The organism is Streptomyces xantholiticus (assembly GCF_014651015.1).
GTDB lineage: Bacteria > Actinomycetota > Actinomycetes > Streptomycetales > Streptomycetaceae > Streptomyces > Streptomyces xantholiticus.
Window position 1 is genome coordinate 170295 of the sequence record NZ_BMWB01000002.1, and the last position, 18994, is coordinate 189288.

15 protein-coding genes are annotated in these 18994 nt (G+C 72.2%); 4 read left to right on the forward strand and 11 right to left on the reverse strand.

Annotated elements, in window-relative coordinates; genetic code table 11:
* Nucleotides 1-297: 297 nt before the first annotated feature.
* Both dnaJ and hrcA read right to left on the reverse strand, forming a co-directional pair.
* Complete coding sequence (gene dnaJ, locus IE198_RS05115; RefSeq protein ID WP_189883107.1) at nt 298-1434, reverse strand: molecular chaperone DnaJ; 1137 nt, start codon at nt 1432-1434, stop codon at nt 298-300.
* A complete protein-coding gene (gene hrcA / locus IE198_RS05120; protein WP_189883109.1) occupies nt 1435-2460 on the reverse strand; it encodes a heat-inducible transcriptional repressor HrcA in 1026 nt (341 codons plus the stop codon).
* Nucleotides 2461-2650: 190 nt separating this feature from the next.
* Here hrcA and IE198_RS05125 point away from each other — a divergent pair, with 190 nt between their 5' ends.
* Nucleotides 2651-3373 (forward strand): MBL fold metallo-hydrolase, encoded by a 723-nt coding sequence (locus IE198_RS05125; protein ID WP_189883111.1) that lies wholly within the window; start codon nt 2651-2653, stop codon nt 3371-3373.
* 26 nt (nt 3374-3399) lie between these two features.
* Nucleotides 3400-4206 (forward strand): DUF3097 domain-containing protein, encoded by an 807-nt coding sequence (locus IE198_RS05130; RefSeq protein ID WP_189883113.1) that lies wholly within the window; start codon nt 3400-3402, stop codon nt 4204-4206.
* Between the two features lie 57 nt (nt 4207-4263).
* On the opposite strand, the gene hemW is transcribed toward IE198_RS05130, so the two are convergent.
* From hemW to lepA, 4 genes are all read right to left on the reverse strand, one after another.
* A complete protein-coding gene (gene hemW, locus IE198_RS05135) occupies nt 4264-5496 on the reverse strand; it encodes a radical SAM family heme chaperone HemW (protein ID WP_189883115.1) in 1233 nt (410 codons plus the stop codon).
* 15 nt (nt 5497-5511) lie between these two features.
* Nucleotides 5512-7515: a SpoIIE family protein phosphatase gene (locus IE198_RS05140; RefSeq protein WP_189883667.1), complete on the reverse strand. Its 2004-nt coding sequence runs from the start codon at nt 7513-7515 to the stop codon at nt 5512-5514.
* Nucleotides 7516-7762: 247 nt separating this feature from the next.
* Complete coding sequence (locus IE198_RS05145) at nt 7763-9652, reverse strand: AMP-dependent synthetase/ligase (RefSeq protein WP_189883117.1); 1890 nt, start codon at nt 9650-9652, stop codon at nt 7763-7765.
* Between the two features lie 271 nt (nt 9653-9923).
* Complete coding sequence (gene lepA / locus IE198_RS05150) at nt 9924-11789, reverse strand: translation elongation factor 4 (RefSeq protein ID WP_189883119.1); 1866 nt, start codon at nt 11787-11789, stop codon at nt 9924-9926.
* A 255-nt stretch (nt 11790-12044) separates the two neighbouring features.
* Between lepA and rpsT the strand changes: the two genes are divergently transcribed.
* A complete protein-coding gene (rpsT, locus tag IE198_RS05155; protein ID WP_189883121.1) occupies nt 12045-12311 on the forward strand; it encodes a 30S ribosomal protein S20 in 267 nt (88 codons plus the stop codon).
* A 259-nt stretch (nt 12312-12570) separates the two neighbouring features.
* On the opposite strand, the gene holA is transcribed toward rpsT, so the two are convergent.
* The 3 genes from holA to IE198_RS05170 all read right to left on the reverse strand — a co-directional run bounded on the left by holA (nt 12571) and on the right by IE198_RS05170 (nt 14805).
* Entirely contained in the window at nt 12571-13554 is a 984-nt protein-coding gene (gene holA, locus IE198_RS05160; RefSeq protein ID WP_189883123.1) for a DNA polymerase III subunit delta, read from the reverse strand.
* Nucleotides 13555-13652: 98 nt separating this feature from the next.
* Complete coding sequence (locus IE198_RS05165; protein WP_189883125.1) at nt 13653-13898, reverse strand: hypothetical protein; 246 nt, start codon at nt 13896-13898, stop codon at nt 13653-13655.
* A 58-nt stretch (nt 13899-13956) separates the two neighbouring features.
* The gene (locus tag IE198_RS05170) at nt 13957-14805 is read right to left on the reverse strand and encodes an arylamine N-acetyltransferase family protein (RefSeq protein WP_189883127.1); all 849 of its coding nucleotides are present in this window, start codon (nt 14803-14805) and stop codon (nt 13957-13959) included.
* Nucleotides 14806-14929: 124 nt separating this feature from the next.
* On the opposite strand from IE198_RS05170, the gene IE198_RS05175 reads away from it, so the two are divergent.
* Nucleotides 14930-15385, forward strand: a complete 456-nt coding sequence (locus IE198_RS05175) for a pyridoxamine 5'-phosphate oxidase family protein (RefSeq protein WP_189883129.1) — start codon at nt 14930-14932, stop codon at nt 15383-15385.
* 180 nt (nt 15386-15565) lie between these two features.
* Here the strand turns inward: IE198_RS05175 and IE198_RS05180 are convergent, their stop codons facing one another.
* Together IE198_RS05180 and IE198_RS05185 are read right to left on the reverse strand one after the other, a co-directional pair.
* Complete coding sequence (locus IE198_RS05180) at nt 15566-18115, reverse strand: ComEC/Rec2 family competence protein (protein ID WP_189883131.1); 2550 nt, start codon at nt 18113-18115, stop codon at nt 15566-15568.
* Nucleotides 18112-18948: a ComEA family DNA-binding protein gene (locus IE198_RS05185; protein WP_373299773.1), complete on the reverse strand. Its 837-nt coding sequence runs from the start codon at nt 18946-18948 to the stop codon at nt 18112-18114. Before IE198_RS05185 ends, IE198_RS05180 begins: the two co-directional genes overlap by 4 nt.
* Nucleotides 18949-18994: the final 46 nt, after the last annotated feature.

The following is an 18994-nucleotide window of genomic DNA, read 5'->3' on the forward strand; positions in this document are numbered from 1 at the left end:
GGTGGAGGCATGGCCGCTGCGCGGAGCGCTTTCCCCACCCCGCCCTCCACTCACGCCTGGCGGCGTGGGTGGTACTCCCATCCCGCTGCACCCCCGTGCGGCCGCCGTGTCGGAGGCGCCCCGGGCCCCCGGACGTCGCTCCGCGCGGTGTCCTCGAACGCCGCCGCGGGTACGGGGGCGAGCCCCGAGAACACCCCGCGGAGCGCGGTCGAGGGCCCAGCAGCCTCCCCCCACGCCTGGCGGCGTGGGGGGAGGCTGCTGGGTAGGCAACACGCCGGCCGCAGGCGCACCCGCGGGCTAGCGCCCGTTGAACGCGTCCTTCAGGCGCGAGAACAAGCCCTGCTGCCCCGGCTGGAACTGACCCGTCGGCCGCTCCTCGCCCCGCAGCTTCGCCAGGTCCCGCAGCAGCCGCTCCTGCTCCACGTCCAGCTTCGTCGGCGTCGTCACCTCGACGTGCACGATCAGGTCGCCGCGCCCGCCGCCCCGAAGGTGGGTGATGCCGCGCCCGTGCAGCGGGATCGACTGGCCGGACTGGGTGCCGGGGCGGATGTCGACCTCCTCCATGCCGTCGAGCGTCTCGAGCGGGCACTTCGTGCCCAGCGCCGCCGCCGTCATGGGGATCGTCACCGTGCAGTGCAGATCGTCGCCGCGCCGCTGGAAGACGGGGTGGGCGACCTCGTGGATCTCGACGTACAGGTCGCCGGCGGGGCCGCCGCCTGGGCCGACCTCGCCCTCGCCCGCGAGCTGGATCCGCGTGCCGTTGTCGACGCCGGCCGGGATCTTCACCGTCAGGGTGCGCCGCGAGCGCACCCGGCCGTCGCCGGCGCACTCGGGGCACGGCGTCGGCACGACCGTGCCGAAGCCCTGGCACTGCGGGCAGGGCCGGGAGGTCATGACCTGGCCGAGGAAGGACCGCGTCACCTGCGAGACCTCACCGCGCCCGCGGCACATGTCACACGTCTGCGCCGCGGTCCCCGGCGCAGCCCCCTCGCCCGAACAGGTCGTGCAGACGACGGCCGTGTCGACCTGGATGTCCTTCGTGGTGCCGAAGGCCGCCTCGTTGAGCTCGACCTCCAGGCGGATCATCGCGTCCTGGCCGCGCCGGGTCCGCGAGCGGGGCCCCCGCTGCGACGCCGTACCGAAGAACGCGTCCATGATGTCGGAGAAGTTGCCGAAGCCACCCGCGCCGAAGCCGCCCGCGCCGCCTCCTCCGGCCTGCGAGAGCGGGTCTCCGCCGAGGTCGTAGACCTGCTTCTTCTGCGGGTCCGAGAGCACCTCGTACGCGGCGTTGATCTCCTTGAAGCGCTCCTGCGTCTTCGGGTCCGGATTCACGTCCGGGTGGAGTTCGCGCGCGAGACGGCGAAAGGCCTTCTTGATCTCGTCCTGCGATGCGTCGCGGCGTACGCCGAGTACGGCGTAGTAGTCCGTGGCCACTTACGACTCCGCCAGGATCTGTCCGACGTAACGTGCCACTGCGCGTACCGCTCCCATCGTTCCGGGGTAGTCCATGCGGGTCGGTCCGACCACGCCGAGTTTGGCGACTGCCTCGTCGCCCGAACCGTAGCCGACAGCGACCACGGACGTGGAGTTGAGTCCTTCGTGGGCGTTCTCATGACCGATCCGTACGGTCATGCCCATACCGCCCGATTCCTTGGCCTCCCCGAGCAGCTTGAGGAGCACCACATGCTCCTCGAGCGCCTCCAGCACCGGCCGGATGGTCAGCGGGAAGTCATGCGCGAAGCGGGTCAGATTGGCGGTTCCGCCGATCACCAGCCGCTCCTCGGTCTCCTCGACCAGGGTCTCCAGCAGGGTGGAGAGCACCGTGGAGACGGTGCCGCGGTCCTCGTGCTCGAACGATTCGGGAAGATCCTGCACCAGGTGCGGCACATCCGCGAAGCGGCGTCCCACGACCCGGCTGTTCAGCCGGGCCCGCAGGTCCGCGAGCGAGGTGTCGCCGAACGGCGCGGGGCAGTCGATCATGCGCTGCTCCACCCGGCCGGTGTCCGTGATCAGCACGAGCATCACGCGGGCGGGCGCGAGGGAGAGGAGTTCCACATGCCGGACCGTGGACCGGGTCAGTGAGGGGTACTGGACGACGGCGACCTGCCGCGTCAGCTGCGCCAGCAGCCGGACCGTGCGCCCCACGACGTCGTCGAGGTCGACCGCCCCGTCCAGGAAGTTCTGGATGGCGCGGCGCTCGGGCGACGACAGCGGCTTGACGCCCGCCAGCCGGTCGACGAACAACCGGTACCCCTTGTCGGTGGGGATCCGTCCCGCGCTGGTGTGCGGCTGGGCGATGAAGCCCTCCTCCTCCAGCACGGCCATGTCGTTGCGGACGGTGGCCGGGGAGACGCCGAGCTTGTGCCGCTCGGTGAGAGCCTTGGAGCCGACGGGTTCCTCGGTGCCGACGTAGTCCTGGACGATGGCGCGCAGCACCTCGAGCCTGCGTTCGCTGAGCATTCGCGCACCTCCAAGCTGTGGTTCCTCGGTGTGTGGTCTGGCACTCACTGTGTCCGAGTGCCAACATTCCCCGGCCAGTGTACGGCTGCGGGGTACACGGGTAGCAAGGGTGGCAGACCATGCGGTCGGACACGCTTCGGGGCGCGGCCCGCACAGGTCGGCGGGGATGTGATGGGGATAGCGTCGCCGTATGGACGTCAGTTGGGAAGACTTCGGCTGGGAACGGCTTGCCCTCGGAGTCGGCCGCCGCCGCCTGCCGGGCTGGGACGCGACCGTCGGCGTGGTGGTGGGCGCGGACGCCGTGCTGCTGTACGACACGGGCTCGACGCTCCGCGAGGGGGCGGAGGTGCGGGCCCAGGTGCAGGCGTTGCTGGGCGGCCGCAGGGTGACGCACATCGCACTGAGCCATCCCCATTTCGACCACGTGCTGGGCACCGCGGCCTTCGCCGGCGCCGAGGTCTACGGTGCGGTGGGCCTGGACGCGCTGCTGCGCCGGGAACGGGACGCGATCCGGGCCGACGCGGTACGGCACGGGGTCGCGGCCGACGAGGCGGCCGAGGCGGCCGACCTGCTGGTGGCGCCGCACCATCCGGTGTGCGGTGAGTGGACGCTCGAGCTGGGCGGCCGTCAGGTGCTGCTGGCGAACGTGGGGCCGGGGCACTCGGGCCACGACCTGGCGCTGCTGGTACCGGGCGAGCCGGAGGTGGTGTTCTGCGGCGACCTGGTGGAGGAGTCCGGCGAACCGCAGGCGGGGCGGGACGCCATCACGGCCCGGTGGCCCGCCGCGCTGGACCGGCTGCTGGATCTGGGCGGCGAGGACGCGGTGTACGTCCCCGGGCACGGCGCGGCCGTGGACGCGGCGTTCGTACGGGCCCAGCGCGACGAACTGGCTGCGCGTTTCGGTGTGTCGTAGCGGCGGGTGGCCGTATCGTCATTCGAATGCGCAGCTACAGCCCTGATCTCACGCCGCCGTGGAAGCGGTCGAAGCCCGTCCCCGAGGTGCCGGCCGAGCCGGATCTGGTGGTCGAGGAGGTGTCGACCGGCTTCTGCGGCGCGGTGATCCGCTGCGAGGCCGGGACGGTGACCCTGGAGGACCGCTTCGGCAAGCACCGGGTCTTCCCGCTCGAGCCGCGCGGCTTTCTGCTGGAGGGCAAGGTCGTCACCCTGGTCCGCCCGGCTGCGGCGGGCCCGGCCAGGCCTTCCCGTACGGCCTCCGGCTCGATCGCCGTGCCCGGCGCACGGGCGAGGGTCGCCCGGGCGGGCCGGATCTATGTGGAGGGCCGCCACGACGCGGAGCTGGTGGAGCGGGTGTGGGGCGACGACCTGCGGATCGAGGGTGTGGTGGTGGAGTATCTGGAGGGCGTCGACGACCTGCCGTCGATCGTCGCGGACTTCGCCCCCGGCCCCGACGCCCGCCTCGGCGTCCTGGTGGATCATCTGGTCGAGGGCTCGAAGGAGTCCCGTATCGCGGCGTCGGTGACCCATCCGCACGTGCTGGTGGTCGGCCACCCGTACGTCGACGTGTGGGAGGCGGTGAAGCCGTCCTCCGTGGGCATTCCGGCGTGGCCGGCGGTCCCGAGGGGCCAGGACTGGAAGAAGGGCGTGTGCCGGGCGCTCGGCTGGCCGGAGAACACGGGCGCGACCTGGCAGCACATCCTGTCGAAGGTGACGAGCTACAAGGACCTGGAGCCGTCGTTGCTGGGACGGGTGGAGGAGTTGATCGACTTCGTGACCGAGCCTGTCTGATCACCGGGCAGGGTCGCGAACTCCGACGTGTCCGGCCCCAGGTCGAGCGGTGACTGATCAGTCCACCAGGTCCCGCACCACCCCGTCCGCCAGCAGCCGCCCGCGCAGCGTCAGGACGGCGCGGCCCTCCCCGTAGGGGGCCGCCTCCAGCAGACCGTCGGAAAACGCCCGCCCGGCGGCGGCCAGACCGGCCGTGCGCAGCAGGGACAGCGGCACGCCCTCGCGCAGCCGCAACTCCAGCAGGATCCGCTCGACGCGGCGGTCCTCGTCCGAGAGGACCTCGCGGCCCGCGCCCGGCGAACGGCCCTCCGCCAGCGCGGCCGCGTACGCCCCCGGGTGCTTCACGTTCCACCAGCGCACGCCGCCCACATGGCTGTGCGCCCCGGGTCCCGCGCCCCACCAGTCGGCTCCGCGCCAGTACAGCTCGTTGTGCAGGCAGCGGCCCGCCTCTGTGGTGGCCCAGTTCGAGACCTCGTACCAGTCGAAGCCGGCCGAGCCGAGGATTTCGTCGGCGATCAGATAGCGGTCCGCGTGGACGTCGTCGTCGGTCATCGGGACCTCGCCGCGCCGGATCCGCCGCGCGAGCTGTGTGCCCTCCTCGACGATCAGCGCGTACGCGGAGACATGGTCCGGTCCCGCGCCGACGGCTGCCTCCAGCGAGGCCCGCCAGTCGTCGTCGCTCTCGCCAGGGGTGCCGTAGATCAGGTCGAGGTTCACATGGTCGAAGCCCGCCGCCCGGGCCTCCCCGACGCACGCCTCCGGCCGGCCCGGGGTGTGGGTGCGGTCGAGCACCTTCAGCACGTGCCGGCGGGCGCTCTGCATGCCGAAGGAGATCCGGTTGAAGCCGCCCTCCCGCAGAGCCGTCAGATAGGCCGGGTCGACCGACTCCGGGTTCGCCTCCGTGGTCACCTCCGCGTCGTCGGCGAGGCCGAACTCCTGGCGGACCACGTCCAGCATCCGTACGAGATCACCGGCCGCCAACAGCGTCGGCGTGCCACCGCCGACGAAGACCGTCTTCACCGGCCGCGGGTCGTCCCCGAGGACCTTGCGGGCGAGGCGGACCTCGTCGGCGAGGGTTTCCGCGTAGTTGTCGCGGGAGGCGAGCACTCCGCCGGAGCCACGCAGCTCGGTGGCCGTGTAGGTGTTGAAGTCGCAGTAGCCGCAGCGCGTCGCGCAGTACGGCACGTGCAGGTAGAAGGCCAGCGGCCGGGCTCCGGCCCCGTGCAGGGCGGACGCGGGCAGCGCGCCGTCCTCGGGCATGGGCTCGCCGTCAGGCAGTACGGAAGGCATGCCCCCCATTGTCCGTCACGCACCGGACCATCCCGTCTGGAGCACCAGCAACGCCAGGTCGTCGCCCGGCGGAATCGGCGCGAAGGCGTGCACCGCGGCCCTGATCCGCTCGGCGACACCCTGTGCCGAGAGCCCGGCGCACCCGGAGAGGACCGCCGCCAGGCCGTCCTCGTCGTCGAACATCCGCGCCCCGGAGCGGCGCTCGGTCACCCCGTCGGTGACGCACAGCAGCGTGTCACCGGGCTCCAGATCGAAGGTGTGGCTCTGGTACGCGACGTCGTCGACGACACCGAGCAGCACCTGAGGCTCGGCCAGGGCGCTGACCGTGCCGTCGGGGCGGAGCAGCAGGGGCAGCGGGTGTCCGGCGCTGGCCAGGGTGCAGCGGGCGCCGCCGTCGCCGGACGGCGAGGGCACCACCTCGCCGTAGAGCAGCGACAGGAAGCGGGAGTGCTGGCCGTCCGGCAGACCGGGTCCGTGTCCGCCGGCGACCAGCAGCGCCGTCGCCTCCGCCGCCTCCATCGCGTCGTCGAGCAGCAGGCCGTTGAGCCGGTCGAGGACCTGGCCGACCTCGTAGCCCTCGCGGGCGAGCAGCCGCAGCCAGGGCCTGGCGAGTCCGGTGACGACTGCGGCCTCGGGCCCGCTGCCCTGGACGTCGCCGAGCATGAAGCACCAGCGGTCGCCGGATCCGGCGGGGAAGACGTCGTAGAAGTCGCCGCCGGCCACCCCCTCGTCGCTTGGCTCGTAGACCAGGAAGGTGTCGACGCCGGGGATCTGCCCCACCCGGCTGGGGAGCAGGCCACGCTGGAGGACCCGGCTGATGGTGGCCTGCCGGGTGTACCGGCGTGCGGCGCCGACGGCCAGGGCGACCCGCCGGGCGAAGTCCTCGACGAGCGCGGCGACCTCGGCGGGGACGGGTTCCGTGCCGTGCTGGGCCACGAGCAGTACCCCGAGCCATCGGCCTCCGGCGCGGAGGGGGTACGCCAGGGCGGTGCGTGCGCCTCCCCCTCCCGCCTCGAGGCCGGCGCCGTCCGGGTCCCTCGCGGGGCCGGTGCTCGAGCCTGCCGTCGCGGGGTCGGGCGGGTCGTGGGGAGGCGTCCGGTCCGGCCACGTCACCCGCAGCGGCCCGCCGTCCGGCGCGTCCGGCAGCACGGGCGGCTCCTCGCCCAGCGCCTCCCGCAGCGGCTCCACCCGCGATTCGTCGCTGTGCCATACCCCGACGAGCCTCGATGCTGCCCCGGCCCCGCCTGTCCGGGCCCCGGGGCCGTGCCCTGTGCCCCCGCCGTCCAGCCAGATCGCGCACCGGTCGGCGAGCCGGGGCACCAGCAGCTGACCGGCCAGCGCCGCGACCATGTCCTCGTCCAGCTGACCGGCGAGCAGGTCCGACGCCTCGGCGAGAAACGCGGGCGCCCCGCGGCTCGCCCATTCGAGGTCGTCACGTCCGCCGCGCCCCGTGGCGAACGCCTCGGCACGGGGCGCGACAGGGCGCGCGGGTGGGTCGGAGAACGCGGCGGCCGGCCGGACGTCACGACCGTCGAGCGGAAGCCGGGCCCACACCGTCTTGAGCGCGGCGTGGAAGGTGACGCCCCAGCGTTCCGCGAGGGAGGCGACGAGGTGGAGGCCGCGGCCGTAGTCGGGGGTGCCCGACTGGTCGGCGCTGTGCGTACCGCCGGTCACGCCACTGGCGGGGTGGTGGTCGGAGACCTCGACCACCAGTGCGGCCGGTTCCTCGTGCGTCGGCTCCTCGAAGCGGCAGAACAGTTCCGCCGCCGTACCGGCGTGCACGACGGCGTTGGTGACGAGCTCGCTGACGACGACGGCCGCCTCGTCGGCGAGCCGGTCGGCGCAGCGGCCTGCTGCCAGGAATCCCAGCCCGGTCCACTCGGCCACGGCGTCGCGCACGAAGCGGCGCCCGGCGGCCGGGGCGAGGAGGTTGCCGGGCAGGCTGGTGTGCGCGACCAGCCTGGGGTCGGACCGTGCCGGCCACACGGGCATCGATCTGTTGCCGGTTTCGCGCTGCATCGGAATGGACCCCACCTGCGGCTCCTGGTCGGTGCTGGCGTGCGCCGCTTATGACACCGACAGAGTGACAGACCGAGGGCACTCATAAGCACCGAGTCACCGAAGTGGTTGGAACGAAACAGGATCGAAACAGGCAGGAACGAGTAAAAAGCACGGGCGGAAGCGGCGGAAGGCCCCGACGGGCCGGCCGATGCCGGCCCGTCGGATGCCGCTCCCGCGCTTCCGCCCGGTCGCTCGTGCCGTACGGCTACGCCTCGCGGGACCCGGCGTACATGTCCTCGATCAGGTCCTTGTACTCGCGCTCCACGACCGGGCGCTTCAGCTTGAGGCTGGGCGTCAGTTCGCCGTGCTCGATGTCCAGGTCACGCGGGAGCAGCCGGAACTTCTTGATGGTCTGCCAGCGCTGGAGCCCCTCGTTGAGGCGCTTCACATAGCCCTCGATGAGCTGCTCGGCCTGCGGGGAGGCGACGACCTCGGCGTAGCTCTTGCCGCCCAGGCCGTTCTCCTCGGCCCAGCCGAGGATCGTCGGCTCGTCCAGGGCGATCAGCGCGGTGCAGAAGTTACGGTCCGCGCCGTGCACCAGGATGTTGGAGACGAACGGGCACACCGCCTTGAACTGGCCCTCGACCTCGGCGGGCGCGATGTACTTGCCACCGGACGTCTTGATCAGGTCCTTCTTGCGGTCCGTGATCCGCAGGTAGCCGTCGGCGGACAGTTCACCGATGTCGCCGGTGTGGAACCAGCCGTCGGACTCGAGGACCTCGGCGGTCTTCTCGGGCAGGTTGTGGTAGCCCTCCATGATCCCGGGGCCGCGGAGCAGGATCTCGCCGTCGTCGGCGATGCGCACCTCGCACCCCGGAACGGGCTTGCCGACCGTGCCGGTGCGGTAGGCCTCGCCCGGGTTGATGAAGGAGGCGGCGCTGGACTCGGTGAGGCCGTAGCCCTCCAGGATGTGGATGCCGGCGCCGGCGAAGAAGTAGCCGATGTCCGGCGCGAGCGCGGCGGAGCCGGAGACGGCGGCGCGCAGCCGGCCGCCGAAGGCCTCGCGGAGCTTGGCGTAGACGAGGGTGTCGGCGATCTTGTGCTTGGCGCTCAGCCCGAAGGGGGCCGACGCCCTGCCGGTGCGGCGGAAGTTGTCCTGAGTGACCTTGGCGTACTCACGGGCGACGCCGGCGGCCCACTGGAAGATCTTGTACTTGGCGCCGCCGCCGGCCCGGGCCTTGGCCGCGACTCCGTTGTAGACCTTCTCGAAGATGCGGGGCACGGCCGCCATGTACGTGGGCTGGACGACCGGCAGATTTTCGATGATCTTGTCGACCCGGCCGTCGACCGCGGTGACATGGCCGACCTCGATCTGTCCGGAGGTCAGCACCTTGCCGAAGACATGGGCGAGCGGCAACCAGAGGTACTGCACGTCCTCCTTGGTGATGAGGCCGGTCGCGGCGGTGGCCCTGGCCATGTAGGACCAGTTGTCGTGCGGCAGCCGCACACCCTTGGGGCGTCCGGTGGTGCCGGAGGTGTAGATGAGCGTCGCCAACTGGTCGGCGGTGATCGCCGCGACCCTCTCCTGGACGGCCTCCGGGTGCTTGGCGAGGTATTTCGCGCCGCGCGCCTCCAGGTCGGCCAGGGTGAGGACCCAACCCTCCGGGTCGGCGGCGTCCGGCTCCACACCGGCGGGGTCGATGACGACGACGTGCTTCAGCTCGGGCAGTTCGGCGCGCTTCTCGCGCGCCTTGGCCAGCTGGGAGGCGTCCTCCGCGATCAGCACCCGGCTCTCGGAGTCGGAGAGGATGTACGCCGACTCCTCGGCGTTGGTCGAGGGGTAGACCGTCGTGGTCGCGCCGCCTGCGCACATCACGCCCAGGTCGGCGAGGATCCACTCGACCCGGGTGGAGGAGGCGAGGGCGACCCGGTCCTCGGGGTTCACCCCGAGTTCGATCAGCCCGGCCGCGATGGCGTAGACCCGCTCGGCGGCCTGGCCCCAGCTAAGGGACTTCCAGTCGTCGGGCCCCGAGCCCGAGGCGGAGGGCACCGGATAGCGGTAGGCCTCGCCGTCCGGCGTGGCTGCCACGCGCTCGGTGAAGAGGGCGGCCACCGAGGGTGGCCGGTTCTCGATCAGGGTCTGGGTTTCGCTCACGACGTCCTCCGGGCCGGCGGCAGCACTGCACGACGGGCTGGTTGTTTAACTGGCGAGTAACCATCGAGCCGTGCTCAGGGTAGAGCCCGTTCGACCGGCGCGTAAGAGCCTGCGGGCTGCCGCTTCATAACGAACGGAACGCGGATCCGCCGTTTGGAGTAGGAACGATGCCCTCTTCAGGCATCTGCCGCCCAGGAGGTTCCGTAAGACCGAAAGGCGCCTGTCCCGGCACGGGACGGGCGCCTTTCCCGGACCCGGGGGGACGCGTCGGCTACTTCTTGCTCTTGCCGCCCTCGTCGCTGGACAGCACCGCGATGAAGGCCTCCTGCGGGACCTCCACGGAACCGACCATCTTCATCCGCTTCTTGCCTTCCTTCTGCTTCTCCAGCAGCTTCCGCTTACGGGAGATGTCACCGCCGTAGCACTTGGCGAGGACATCCTTGCGGATGGCGCGGATGGTCTCGCGGGCGATGACCCGGGAGCCGATGGCCGCCTGGATGGGCACCTCGAACGCCTGCCGCGGAATGAGCTCGCGCAGCTTGGCGACGAGCCGCACACCGTAGGCGTAGGCGGCGTCCTTGTGGGTGATGGCCGAGAAGGCGTCGACCTTGTCACCGTGCAGCAGGATGTCCACCTTGACCAGGCTGGACGCCTGCTCGCCGGTGGGCTCGTAGTCGAGGGACGCGTAACCGCGCGTCTTGGACTTCAGCTGGTCGAAGAAGTCGAAGACGATCTCCGCGAGGGGCAGGGTGTAGCGGATCTCGACCCGGTCCTCGGAGAGGTAGTCCATGCCCAGAAGGGTGCCCCGGCGGGTCTGGCAGAGCTCCATGATCGAACCGATGAACTCGCTGGGCGCGAGAATCGTGGCCCGAACGACCGGCTCGTGGACGTCGGCGATCTTGCCCTCGGGGAACTCGCTCGGATTGGTGACCGTGTGCTCGGTGCCGTCCTCCATGGTCACGCGGTAGACCACGTTGGGAGCGGTGGCAATCAGGTCCAGGCCGAACTCGCGCTCGAGGCGCTCCCGGATCACGTCCAGGTGCAGCAGACCGAGGAAGCCCACGCGGAAACCGAAGCCCAGCGCCGCGGACGTCTCCGGCTCGTAGACCAGCGCGGCGTCGTTGAGCTGGAGCTTGTCCAGGGCGTCGCGCAGCTCGGGGTAGTCGGAGCCGTCCAGCGGATACAGCCCCGAGAAGACCATCGGCTTCGGGTCCTTGTAGCCGCCGAGGGGCTCCGTGGCGCCCTTGTGCAGGCTGGTGATCGTGTCACCGACCTTGGACTGGCGGACGTCCTTCACACCGGTGATCAGATAGCCCACCTCGCCGACTCCGAGCCCGTCGGCCGGCAGCATCTCCGGCGAGTTGGTGCCGATCTCCAGCAGCTCGTGGGTGGCGCCCGTGGACATCATCCGGATGCGCTCACGCTTGTTGAGCTGGCCGTCGATGACGCGGACGTAGGTGACGACACCGCGGTACGAGTCGTAGACGGAGTCGAAGATCATCGCGCGGGCGGGGGCATCGGCCACACCGACCGGGGCCGGGACCTCCCTGACCACGCGGTCGAGCAGCGCCTCGACACCGAGACCCGTCTTGGCGGACACCCTGAGCACGTCGTCGGGGTCGCAGCCGACCAGGTTCGCCAGCTCCTCCGCGAACTTCTCCGGCTGGGCGGCCGGCAGATCGATCTTGTTGAGTACCGGGACGATGGCGAGGTCGTTCTCCATCGCCAGGTACAGGTTGGCGAGGGTCTGCGCCTCGATGCCCTGGGCCGCGTCGACCAGCAGGACCGTGCCCTCGCAGGCGGCCAGGGACCGGGACACCTCATAGGTGAAGTCGACGTGGCCCGGAGTGTCGATCATGTTGAGGATGTGGGTCTTCCCCTGACCCTCTCCCTCGGTGGGGGCCCAGGGCAACCGGACCGCCTGGGACTTGATCGTGATGCCGCGCTCGCGCTCGATGTCCATCCGGTCGAGGTACTGAGCGCGCATCTGCCGCTGTTCGACCACACCCGTCAGCTGGAGCATCCGGTCGGCAAGCGTCGACTTGCCGTGGTCGATGTGCGCGATGATGCAGAAGTTGCGGATCAGAGCCGGGGCGGTACGGCTCGGCTCGGGCACGTGGGTAGGAGTCGCGGGCACGCAGGGTCCTGATTCTTTGGCAGACGCCGGGTCGGTGAGCTCGACTCGGGCGCGGCTCGGGTCGATGTCGGATCGATACGTAGGCTCCATGGTCCCACGCGCACGGGACTGTGCCCGGTTTGGGCCGCCCGAGGAGCTGCTGGTAGCCTGAGCAGCTGTGTCTCGTGCCCTCCCTCTCTGGGCACACCTCCCGGCCCGAAGGGCCGCGGGGAAGGGACACAACCCGAAGATCATCGATCCTGAAAAGGCTCTTTCGTGGCGAACATCAAGTCCCAGATCAAGCGGAACAAGACGAACGAGAAGGCGCGCCTGCGCAACAAGGCCGTCAAGTCCTCGCTCAAGACCGCGATTCGCAAGGCCCGTGAGGCTGTCGCCGCCGGCGACGTCGAGCAGGCGACCGTGGCGACCCGTGCCGCCTCCCGCCAGCTGGACAAGGCCGTCTCCAAGGGCGTCATCCACAAGAACGCCGCCGCCAACAAGAAGTCGGCGCTGGCTTCCAAGGTTGCCACCCTCCAGGGCTGAGCACTGATTTGATCGCCGGAACGGATCCAGCGGGCCCTCTCATCCGCTCCTGACCGGCACCCCTCGCGCCGCACGCGGCCTGCGTTCGCCACGCGGGTGCGGCGCACCGAGCTTCACACGAAGGCCCCGAGCCACCGCCCTTCCCCAGGGCGGCCGGCCCGGGGCCTTCGTCGTACCAGCGCGTCATCTCCGGGGCGCTCCCCAGGGCATTCGGCGACCGGCCCGGTTCCCTCTCGGTGGCCGGCCCGGTCCTGGGCGCTCAGCGCCGCGAGCGCGCCGCCATCGCGATCGCCACGACCGCCTTCTCCAACGCGTACTCCGCGTCGTCGCCGCCGCCCTTGACCCCCGCGTCGGCCTCCGCCACGGCCCGCAGGGCCACCGCCACCCCGTCAGGAGTCCAGCCGCGCATCTGCTGGCGCACGCGGTCGATCTTCCACGGCGGCATGCCCAGCTCCCGCGCCAGGTCGGCCGGCCTGCCGCCGCGCGCGGAGGACAGCTTGCCGATCGCCCGCACGCCCTGCGCGAGCGCACTGGTGATCAGCACGGGCGCGACGCCGGTCGACAGGGACCAGCGCAGGGCCTCCAGGGCCTCGGCCGCCCGGCCCTCGACCGCCCGGTCGGCGACGTTGAAGCTCGACGCCTCCGCGCGGCCCGTGTAGTAACGGCCGACGACCGCCTCGTCGATGGTGCCCTCGACGTCCGCGACCAGCTGGGACACCGCCGACGCCAGCTCGCGCAGATCGCTGCCGATGGCGTCGACGAGGGCCTGGCAGGCCTCCGGCGTGGCGGACCTGCCCGACGCGCGGAACTCGGACCGCACGAAGGTGAGCCGCTCCCCGGGCTTGGTCGTCTTCGGGCAGGCGACCTCGCGCGCCCCCGCCTTGCGGGCCGCGTCCAGCAGGCCCTTGCCCTTGGCGCCGCCGGGATGCAGCAGGACGAGGGTGATCTCCTCGACGGGCGCGCCGAGATACGCCTTCACGTCCTTGATCGTGTCGGCGGAAAGATCCTGCGCGTTGCGCACGATCACCACCTTGCGCTCGGCGAACAGCGACGGGCTGGTCAGCTCGGCAAGCGTGCCGGGCTGCAGTTGATCCGCGGTGAGGTCCCGTACGTCCGTGTCCGCGTCGGCGGCCCGCGCCGCCGCCACGACCTGCTGGACGGCGCGGTCGAGAAGCAGATCCTCCTGGCCCACCGCGAGCGTGACGGGGGCGAGGGGATCGTCGGTCGAATTCTTGGTGGCCATCGTGCTCCAGCATCCCACGCGCCGCCGACAGTCCGGCCCTCCCCGCTGCCGCTCGGGCCCGTACCGCAGGACCCGGTGCCGGCGAAGCGGACGGACGGTCAGTGCGCCTCGCGCCACCCGTCCCAGTCGGCGACGAACTCGTCCAGCGCGTCGGCGTCCAGCCTGCCGTCGGGGTCCTCCACGACGACCAGCCACTGCGCGTCCTCGGCGTCGTCCTCGCCGGCCAGCGCGTCCCGTACCAGCTGGGGCTCCCCCGTCACCGTGAAACGGTCACCGATCGTCTCCGCCACCTCCTCGGCGGCGTCACGGTCGGGCAGCACCAGGACATGTCTCACATCGCTCACCGCCATATTGTGCCGGTGCGCGGGGACGCTCCGTCGTGGCACCCGGCGGCACCAGGTCTCAGCGCGAGGCAGGCCGGATCTGGGGCACCTGCTCGAGTTCCAGGCCGAAGTGCTTCCGGTAGGCGGCGAGCACCTCGTCGTCTCCCCCGAGCGGTCGCTCCTGGCGCTTGCCGCCGACGGTGGTCACCAGCTTGCGGCCGGAAAGGGTGATCCGTCCGTCCGCGGTGAGCATCGAGCACACCAGCGACTGGGTGAAGTGGGAGGAGGGCGAGGTGCGGTGCCACCAGGCGCCTGCCTCGAAGTCGACGAGTTCACGCGGCCTGGTGTCGAGGCGGAACTGCGGCTTGCCGTCCCGGAGCACGTCGAGGTCCCCGTCTCCCGCCCCGACGACACGGAAGGTCCCCGCCGGGTCGGCCTGGTCGCCCCGCTCGCCGAGCAGGAGAGGGTGGTGGCTGTGGTCACCGAACCCGACATCGGCCAGCCAGGGCCCGGTGCCGTCCACGGTCTCGACTTGCAGCGCCAGGTGGTCGTAGGGGATGCCGAGCCGTCCGCCGTCGCCGAAGACCCGGGCCTGGAGCAGCGTGACACCGAAGCCGAGACCGCGCAGCAACGCGGCGAAAGCCCCGTTGAGTTCGTAGCAGAAGCCGCCGCGGCGGGCGCCGACGATCTTTTCGAGGAGTGGGCCGTCCGCCAGGACGAGGGGCTCGCCGAGGTGGATGGACAGATTCTCGAAGGGCACGGACAACAGGTGCCGCAGCTGGAGCTCGCGGAGCGCCATGGCGTCGGCGCGCTCGGGCCGTCCGCCGCCGATGCGTGCGAGATAGGCGTCGACGGCCTGCGGTGAAGGGACCGGCGGCGCCGGCGGCGAGAGGTGCGACGCCGAGGGGCTCAGCGGAGGCGTGCTCATACGTGCAGTCTGCCCGCTTGCTTCGCTGCCCCGCCAGGCGTCGCTGGTCCTGGTCCCGATGGCGGAGGTCGCTCCTCCCTTCGTCCGACGCGGCACCGCCCGGCGGACCAATAGCGTGCCGTCCATGACGACTCACGAGCCGGCGCGCAGCCGGGAAGAGCGCCGACGGCACACCCTCGCCCGGCTCGTCACCGACGACGACGCCTGGGTCGCCACAGCGACCGAGGACGGTCAACCGTGCCTGATGCCCCTGTCGTTCGTCTGGGACGGTGCCTCCCTGCTGATGTGCACCCGGCGCCGCAACCCCACGGCGCGCAATGTGACACCGCGGGGCGAGGTCGTGGTGACCCTCGGCCACACCCGGGACGTCGTGCATGTCGAAGGTTCGGCCGAGGTCGTCGAGGGGTCCGCTCTGGCCACGGAGTCCGCGGACGCCTTCGCGGCGAAGCTGGACTGGGACCCCCGGGACCGGCAGTCCTGGGTGTATCTGCGGATCACCCCCCGTGTCGTCAAGGCGTGGCGTGAGGAGAACGAACTGAAGGACCGGCTGATCATGGCGGACGGACGCTGGCTGGACTGACCGCCGGACCGCGGCATGCCGGTCTGCGGCCGCTCGGCAGCATTCCGCGGCAGGGTGGCACGGCGGGCCTTGGCCACTCGGCGGCATTCCGGGGCAGGGGCGGGTCTTGGCCACTCGGCGGCATTCCGCGGCAGGGCGGGTCTTGGCCGCTCGGCGGCATTGGGCGGCTCGGCGCCCCCGTCAACCGGTGCCCCGTGCCACCGCCCGCAGGTCGGCCCCGGCGCCCGTCACCGCGATCGCGCCGTCCCGGTCCGTACGCAGCACGAGCGCCCCCTGTGCCCGCAGCGCTCCGACCGTACGGGGTGCGGGGTGCCCGTACGGGTTGTCCCTGCCGCACGAGATCAGCGCCATCCGGGGCCTGGCACCGGCCAGCAGGGCGGCGTCCTGGTAGGCCGATCCATGGTGGGCGACCTTGAGGACGTCGACTGCGGGCAGTGCGGGGTGTGCCCGTATCAGCCGCCGCTGGGACGGTGGTTCGAGGTCACCGAGGAGCAGCATCGACAGGCCTCCCGCGGACCGGACGAGCAGTGCAACGCTGGCGTCGTTCGGACCTTCCGGGGCGGCGCCCCGCGACAGATCCGGCCACAGTACCTGCCACGTGAGCCCTCCGGCTCGGCGGTGCTCCCCCGGTATCGCCTGGATCACCGGTACGCCGGCCGCGGATGCCGTGCGCCGCACGAACTCGGCCTGCCGTCGCGGCTCTTCGAAGGTGGTCGTCTGGATCGCGCCGACCGCCCGGCCGCGCAGCGCTCCGGCAAGTCCGGCCACATGGTCGGCGTGGAAGTGGGTGACCAGCAGCAACGGCACCTGTGTGACGCCCAGTTCGCTCAGGCACCGGTCGGTGAGGCGAGGGTCCGGCCCGGCGTCCACGACCACCGCCGAGCCGTCACCGGCCGCGAGCACCATGGCATCGCCCTGTCCCACGTCGCACATCACCAGGACCCAGCCGGGAGGCGGCCAGCCGGTGAGCCTCGAGGTCAGCGGGGCCGGGCGCGCCACGACGAGCACGAGCAGGAGCACGCAGAGCGCCGCGACCCACGGATGCCGCGTCAGTCGGCGGACCACGATAAGCACCACCGCGGTGAGTGCCGCGAGCAGCAGCCCGCCGCGCCAGCCGCCCGGCCAGTCGATCTGGGCGCCCGGCAGGGCCGCGCCGGCACGCGCCACGGAGGCGATCCAACCTGCGGGCCAGCCTGCGCAGCGGGCCAGCAGTTCCGCGGCCGGCATCGCGACGGGTGCCGCGGCCAGCGTCGCGAAACCGAGGACCGTCGCCGGGGCCACGGCGAGTTCGGCGGCCAGGTTGCAGGGAATCGCGACCAGGCTGACCCGGGCGGCGAACACGGCCACCACCGGGGCGCAGACCGCCTGCGCGGCGGCGGTCGCGGCCAGCGCCTCCGCGAGCCGGGCCGGTACCCGGCGCCGCTGGAGTGCCTCGCTCCAGCGAGGACCGACGGTGAGCAGCGCGCCGGTGGCCAGGACGGAGAGCAGAAAGCCGTAACTCCGTGACAGCCATGGGTCGTACAACAAGAGCAGAAGGGCGGCGGCGGCCAGCGCCGGGACGAGCGATCTGCGCCGGCCGGTGCCGATGGCCAGCAGGGTGATGAGTCCGCAGGCTGCCGCCCGCAGCACGCTGGGCTCCGGCCGGCACACGAGGACGAAAGCAAGCGTGAGCGCGCCGCCGAGCAGCGCCGTTCCTCGCAGGGTGAGGCCCAAACGGGGTGCCAGACCACGCCGTTCGGCCAGCAGGGCCGTGCCGGGGGGTCCGATCAGCAGGATCAGCACGATGGCGAGGTTGCTTCCGGAGACGGCGAGAAGGTGGGTCAGGTCCGTCGCCTCGAACGCATCCCGCAGGTCGGCGGGGATGCGTGAGGTGTCCCCGACCACCAGGCCCGGCAGCAGTGCGCGCGCGTCGGGTGCCAGGTGGTCCGTGGCATTGCGCAGTCCGGCACGCAGGTCGCCGGCCGTGCGCTGCAGAGCGGTCGGCGGGCCGATGGTCCGTGGTGTGCCGTCGTCGGCCCGCAGCACTGCCGCGAAGGGGTCGTCCGGGCGCAGCGGCGGGGCGAGGCGTCCGCCCACCCTCAGTCGTGTGGAAGGCAGGAGCCGCTGCCAGGCCGTGTCCCCTTCGCCGGGGGACACCAGCAGCAGTACGGGCGTGCGGGTCGCGGTGACGGCGCCGCCCGGCGCAGTCACCCGTGTCGCCTCCGCATTCAGCACGACGGCTGCCGGGGCCGTCCGGGCACCCACCACCTTGGGACTGGTGGGCCGCGGGTCCGAGGTGACGGTCAGTTCGACGGTGACGCGCGCGTGCCGGTCCGCCAGGCCGGGCAGCGGCCCTCGACGCAGGTCCGCCCCGTGCAGCCCGGCGGAGGCGGCCCCGGCAGCGGCGCACACCAACGCCCCGGCCAGGGCCGTGGCGCCCGGACGCCACCTCTGCGAGCGGATTGCCGGAGCAGACACCCCCGCCGGGTAGGCGGCTGCGCCCACGGCGTCCTGCCGGGCCCGGCGCCGTCCGGCGGCCGCCCAGAGCGGCAGCAGTGCCGCGGCGGCCAGACAGGCCGCCGCGCCGACCGCCGTCCACCGGCCCGGTGCCCCCAGCGCGAGAGCCGACGCCACCCAGGTGGCCAGCGCGGGCGGGACGAGCCGCAGGTCGGTCGGGCCTTCCTCCTGGCGCGGGGCGGCGGCCCCCAGCCCGTGTGCCGCCGCCTGGGCGTGGACCGCCGCCCGGGTCATGGCCGCACCAGGTTCCGCAGGTCCTCGAACCGGCGGTCACCGATCCCGTTGACATCGCGCAGTTCGTCGACCGACCGGAAGCCGCCGTTCTGCACACGGTGGTCGAGGATGTGCTGCGCGAGCACGGGGCCCACTCCGGGCAGCGTCTCCAACTGCTCGGCGGTGGCCGAGTTCAGGCTGATCGGCCCGGTGGGTGTCCCGGTGGCTGTCCCGGTGGAAGGTCCTGCGCCGGCACCGCCCGGTGCCGGCGGGGCGGGGACGCCCACGACGACCTGTTCGCCGTCCGTCAGCACCCGCGCCCGGTTGAGCCCGGTCAGGTCGGTACCTTCCCTGACTCCTCCGGCCGCCGCCAGCGCGTCGGCGACCCGCGAGCCGGCGGGGAGTTCGAGCACACCGGGTCGCCTCACCTTGCCACTCACGTCGACGACGATGGCGGCGGCCTGCCCCGGGCCGGAGGCCGGAGGCCCCGACGAGTGGGACGGCTCCCCCGCGGGCCCGGACGGCGGCTGGGCGGAGCCCTGTTGGACGAGTTCAGGGGCGCGTACGGGCTCGGGCCGGCCGACCCAGAAGTCCTGCACCGCGAAGACGGTCGCCGCCACGAGGACCACGGCGAGCGCAGCGAGTGTCCTGGGTTCGAGCCCGCACCGGAGCTGGACCCACACCGGCAGTCGGTCGCGCAGCGCGAGCCGGAAGCGCGGCGGCGGCCTGTCCCCGGACGTCTCCGTGTCGTTGCCGGTGCCGGACCAGGTTGCCCCTGCCCTGTCCTGGGCGTCGCCGGCGGTGGCCACCCCCGGCGACCGGCGGGCAGGCGACCGCGGCGGAGTCTGCGCCACCGCTCGCACCCGCCCACCGAGACCGCTTCGCCCCGGCCCGGTGCCC

Excerpts from the sequence above, each read along its gene's own strand:
- holA (WP_189883123.1), bottom strand. The coding sequence starts at position 13,554 with ATGGCCACCAAGAATTCGACCGACGATCCCCTCGCCCCCGTCACGCTC.
- IE198_RS05130 (WP_189883113.1), top strand. The coding sequence starts at position 3,400 with ATGCGCAGCTACAGCCCTGATCTCACGCCGCCGTGGAAGCGGTCGAAG.
- IE198_RS05125 (WP_189883111.1), top strand. The coding sequence starts at position 2,651 with ATGGACGTCAGTTGGGAAGACTTCGGCTGGGAACGGCTTGCCCTCGGA.
- IE198_RS05180 (WP_189883131.1), bottom strand. The coding sequence starts at position 18,115 with ATGACCCGGGCGGCGGTCCACGCCCAGGCGGCGGCACACGGGCTGGGG.
- IE198_RS05140 (WP_189883667.1), bottom strand. The coding sequence starts at position 7,515 with ATGCAGCGCGAAACCGGCAACAGATCGATGCCCGTGTGGCCGGCACGG.
- IE198_RS05170 (WP_189883127.1), bottom strand. The coding sequence starts at position 14,805 with ATGAGCACGCCTCCGCTGAGCCCCTCGGCGTCGCACCTCTCGCCGCCG.
- IE198_RS05175 (WP_189883129.1), top strand. The coding sequence starts at position 14,930 with ATGACGACTCACGAGCCGGCGCGCAGCCGGGAAGAGCGCCGACGGCAC.
- hemW (WP_189883115.1), bottom strand. The coding sequence starts at position 5,496 with ATGCCTTCCGTACTGCCTGACGGCGAGCCCATGCCCGAGGACGGCGCG.
- hrcA (WP_189883109.1), bottom strand. The coding sequence starts at position 2,460 with ATGCTCAGCGAACGCAGGCTCGAGGTGCTGCGCGCCATCGTCCAGGAC.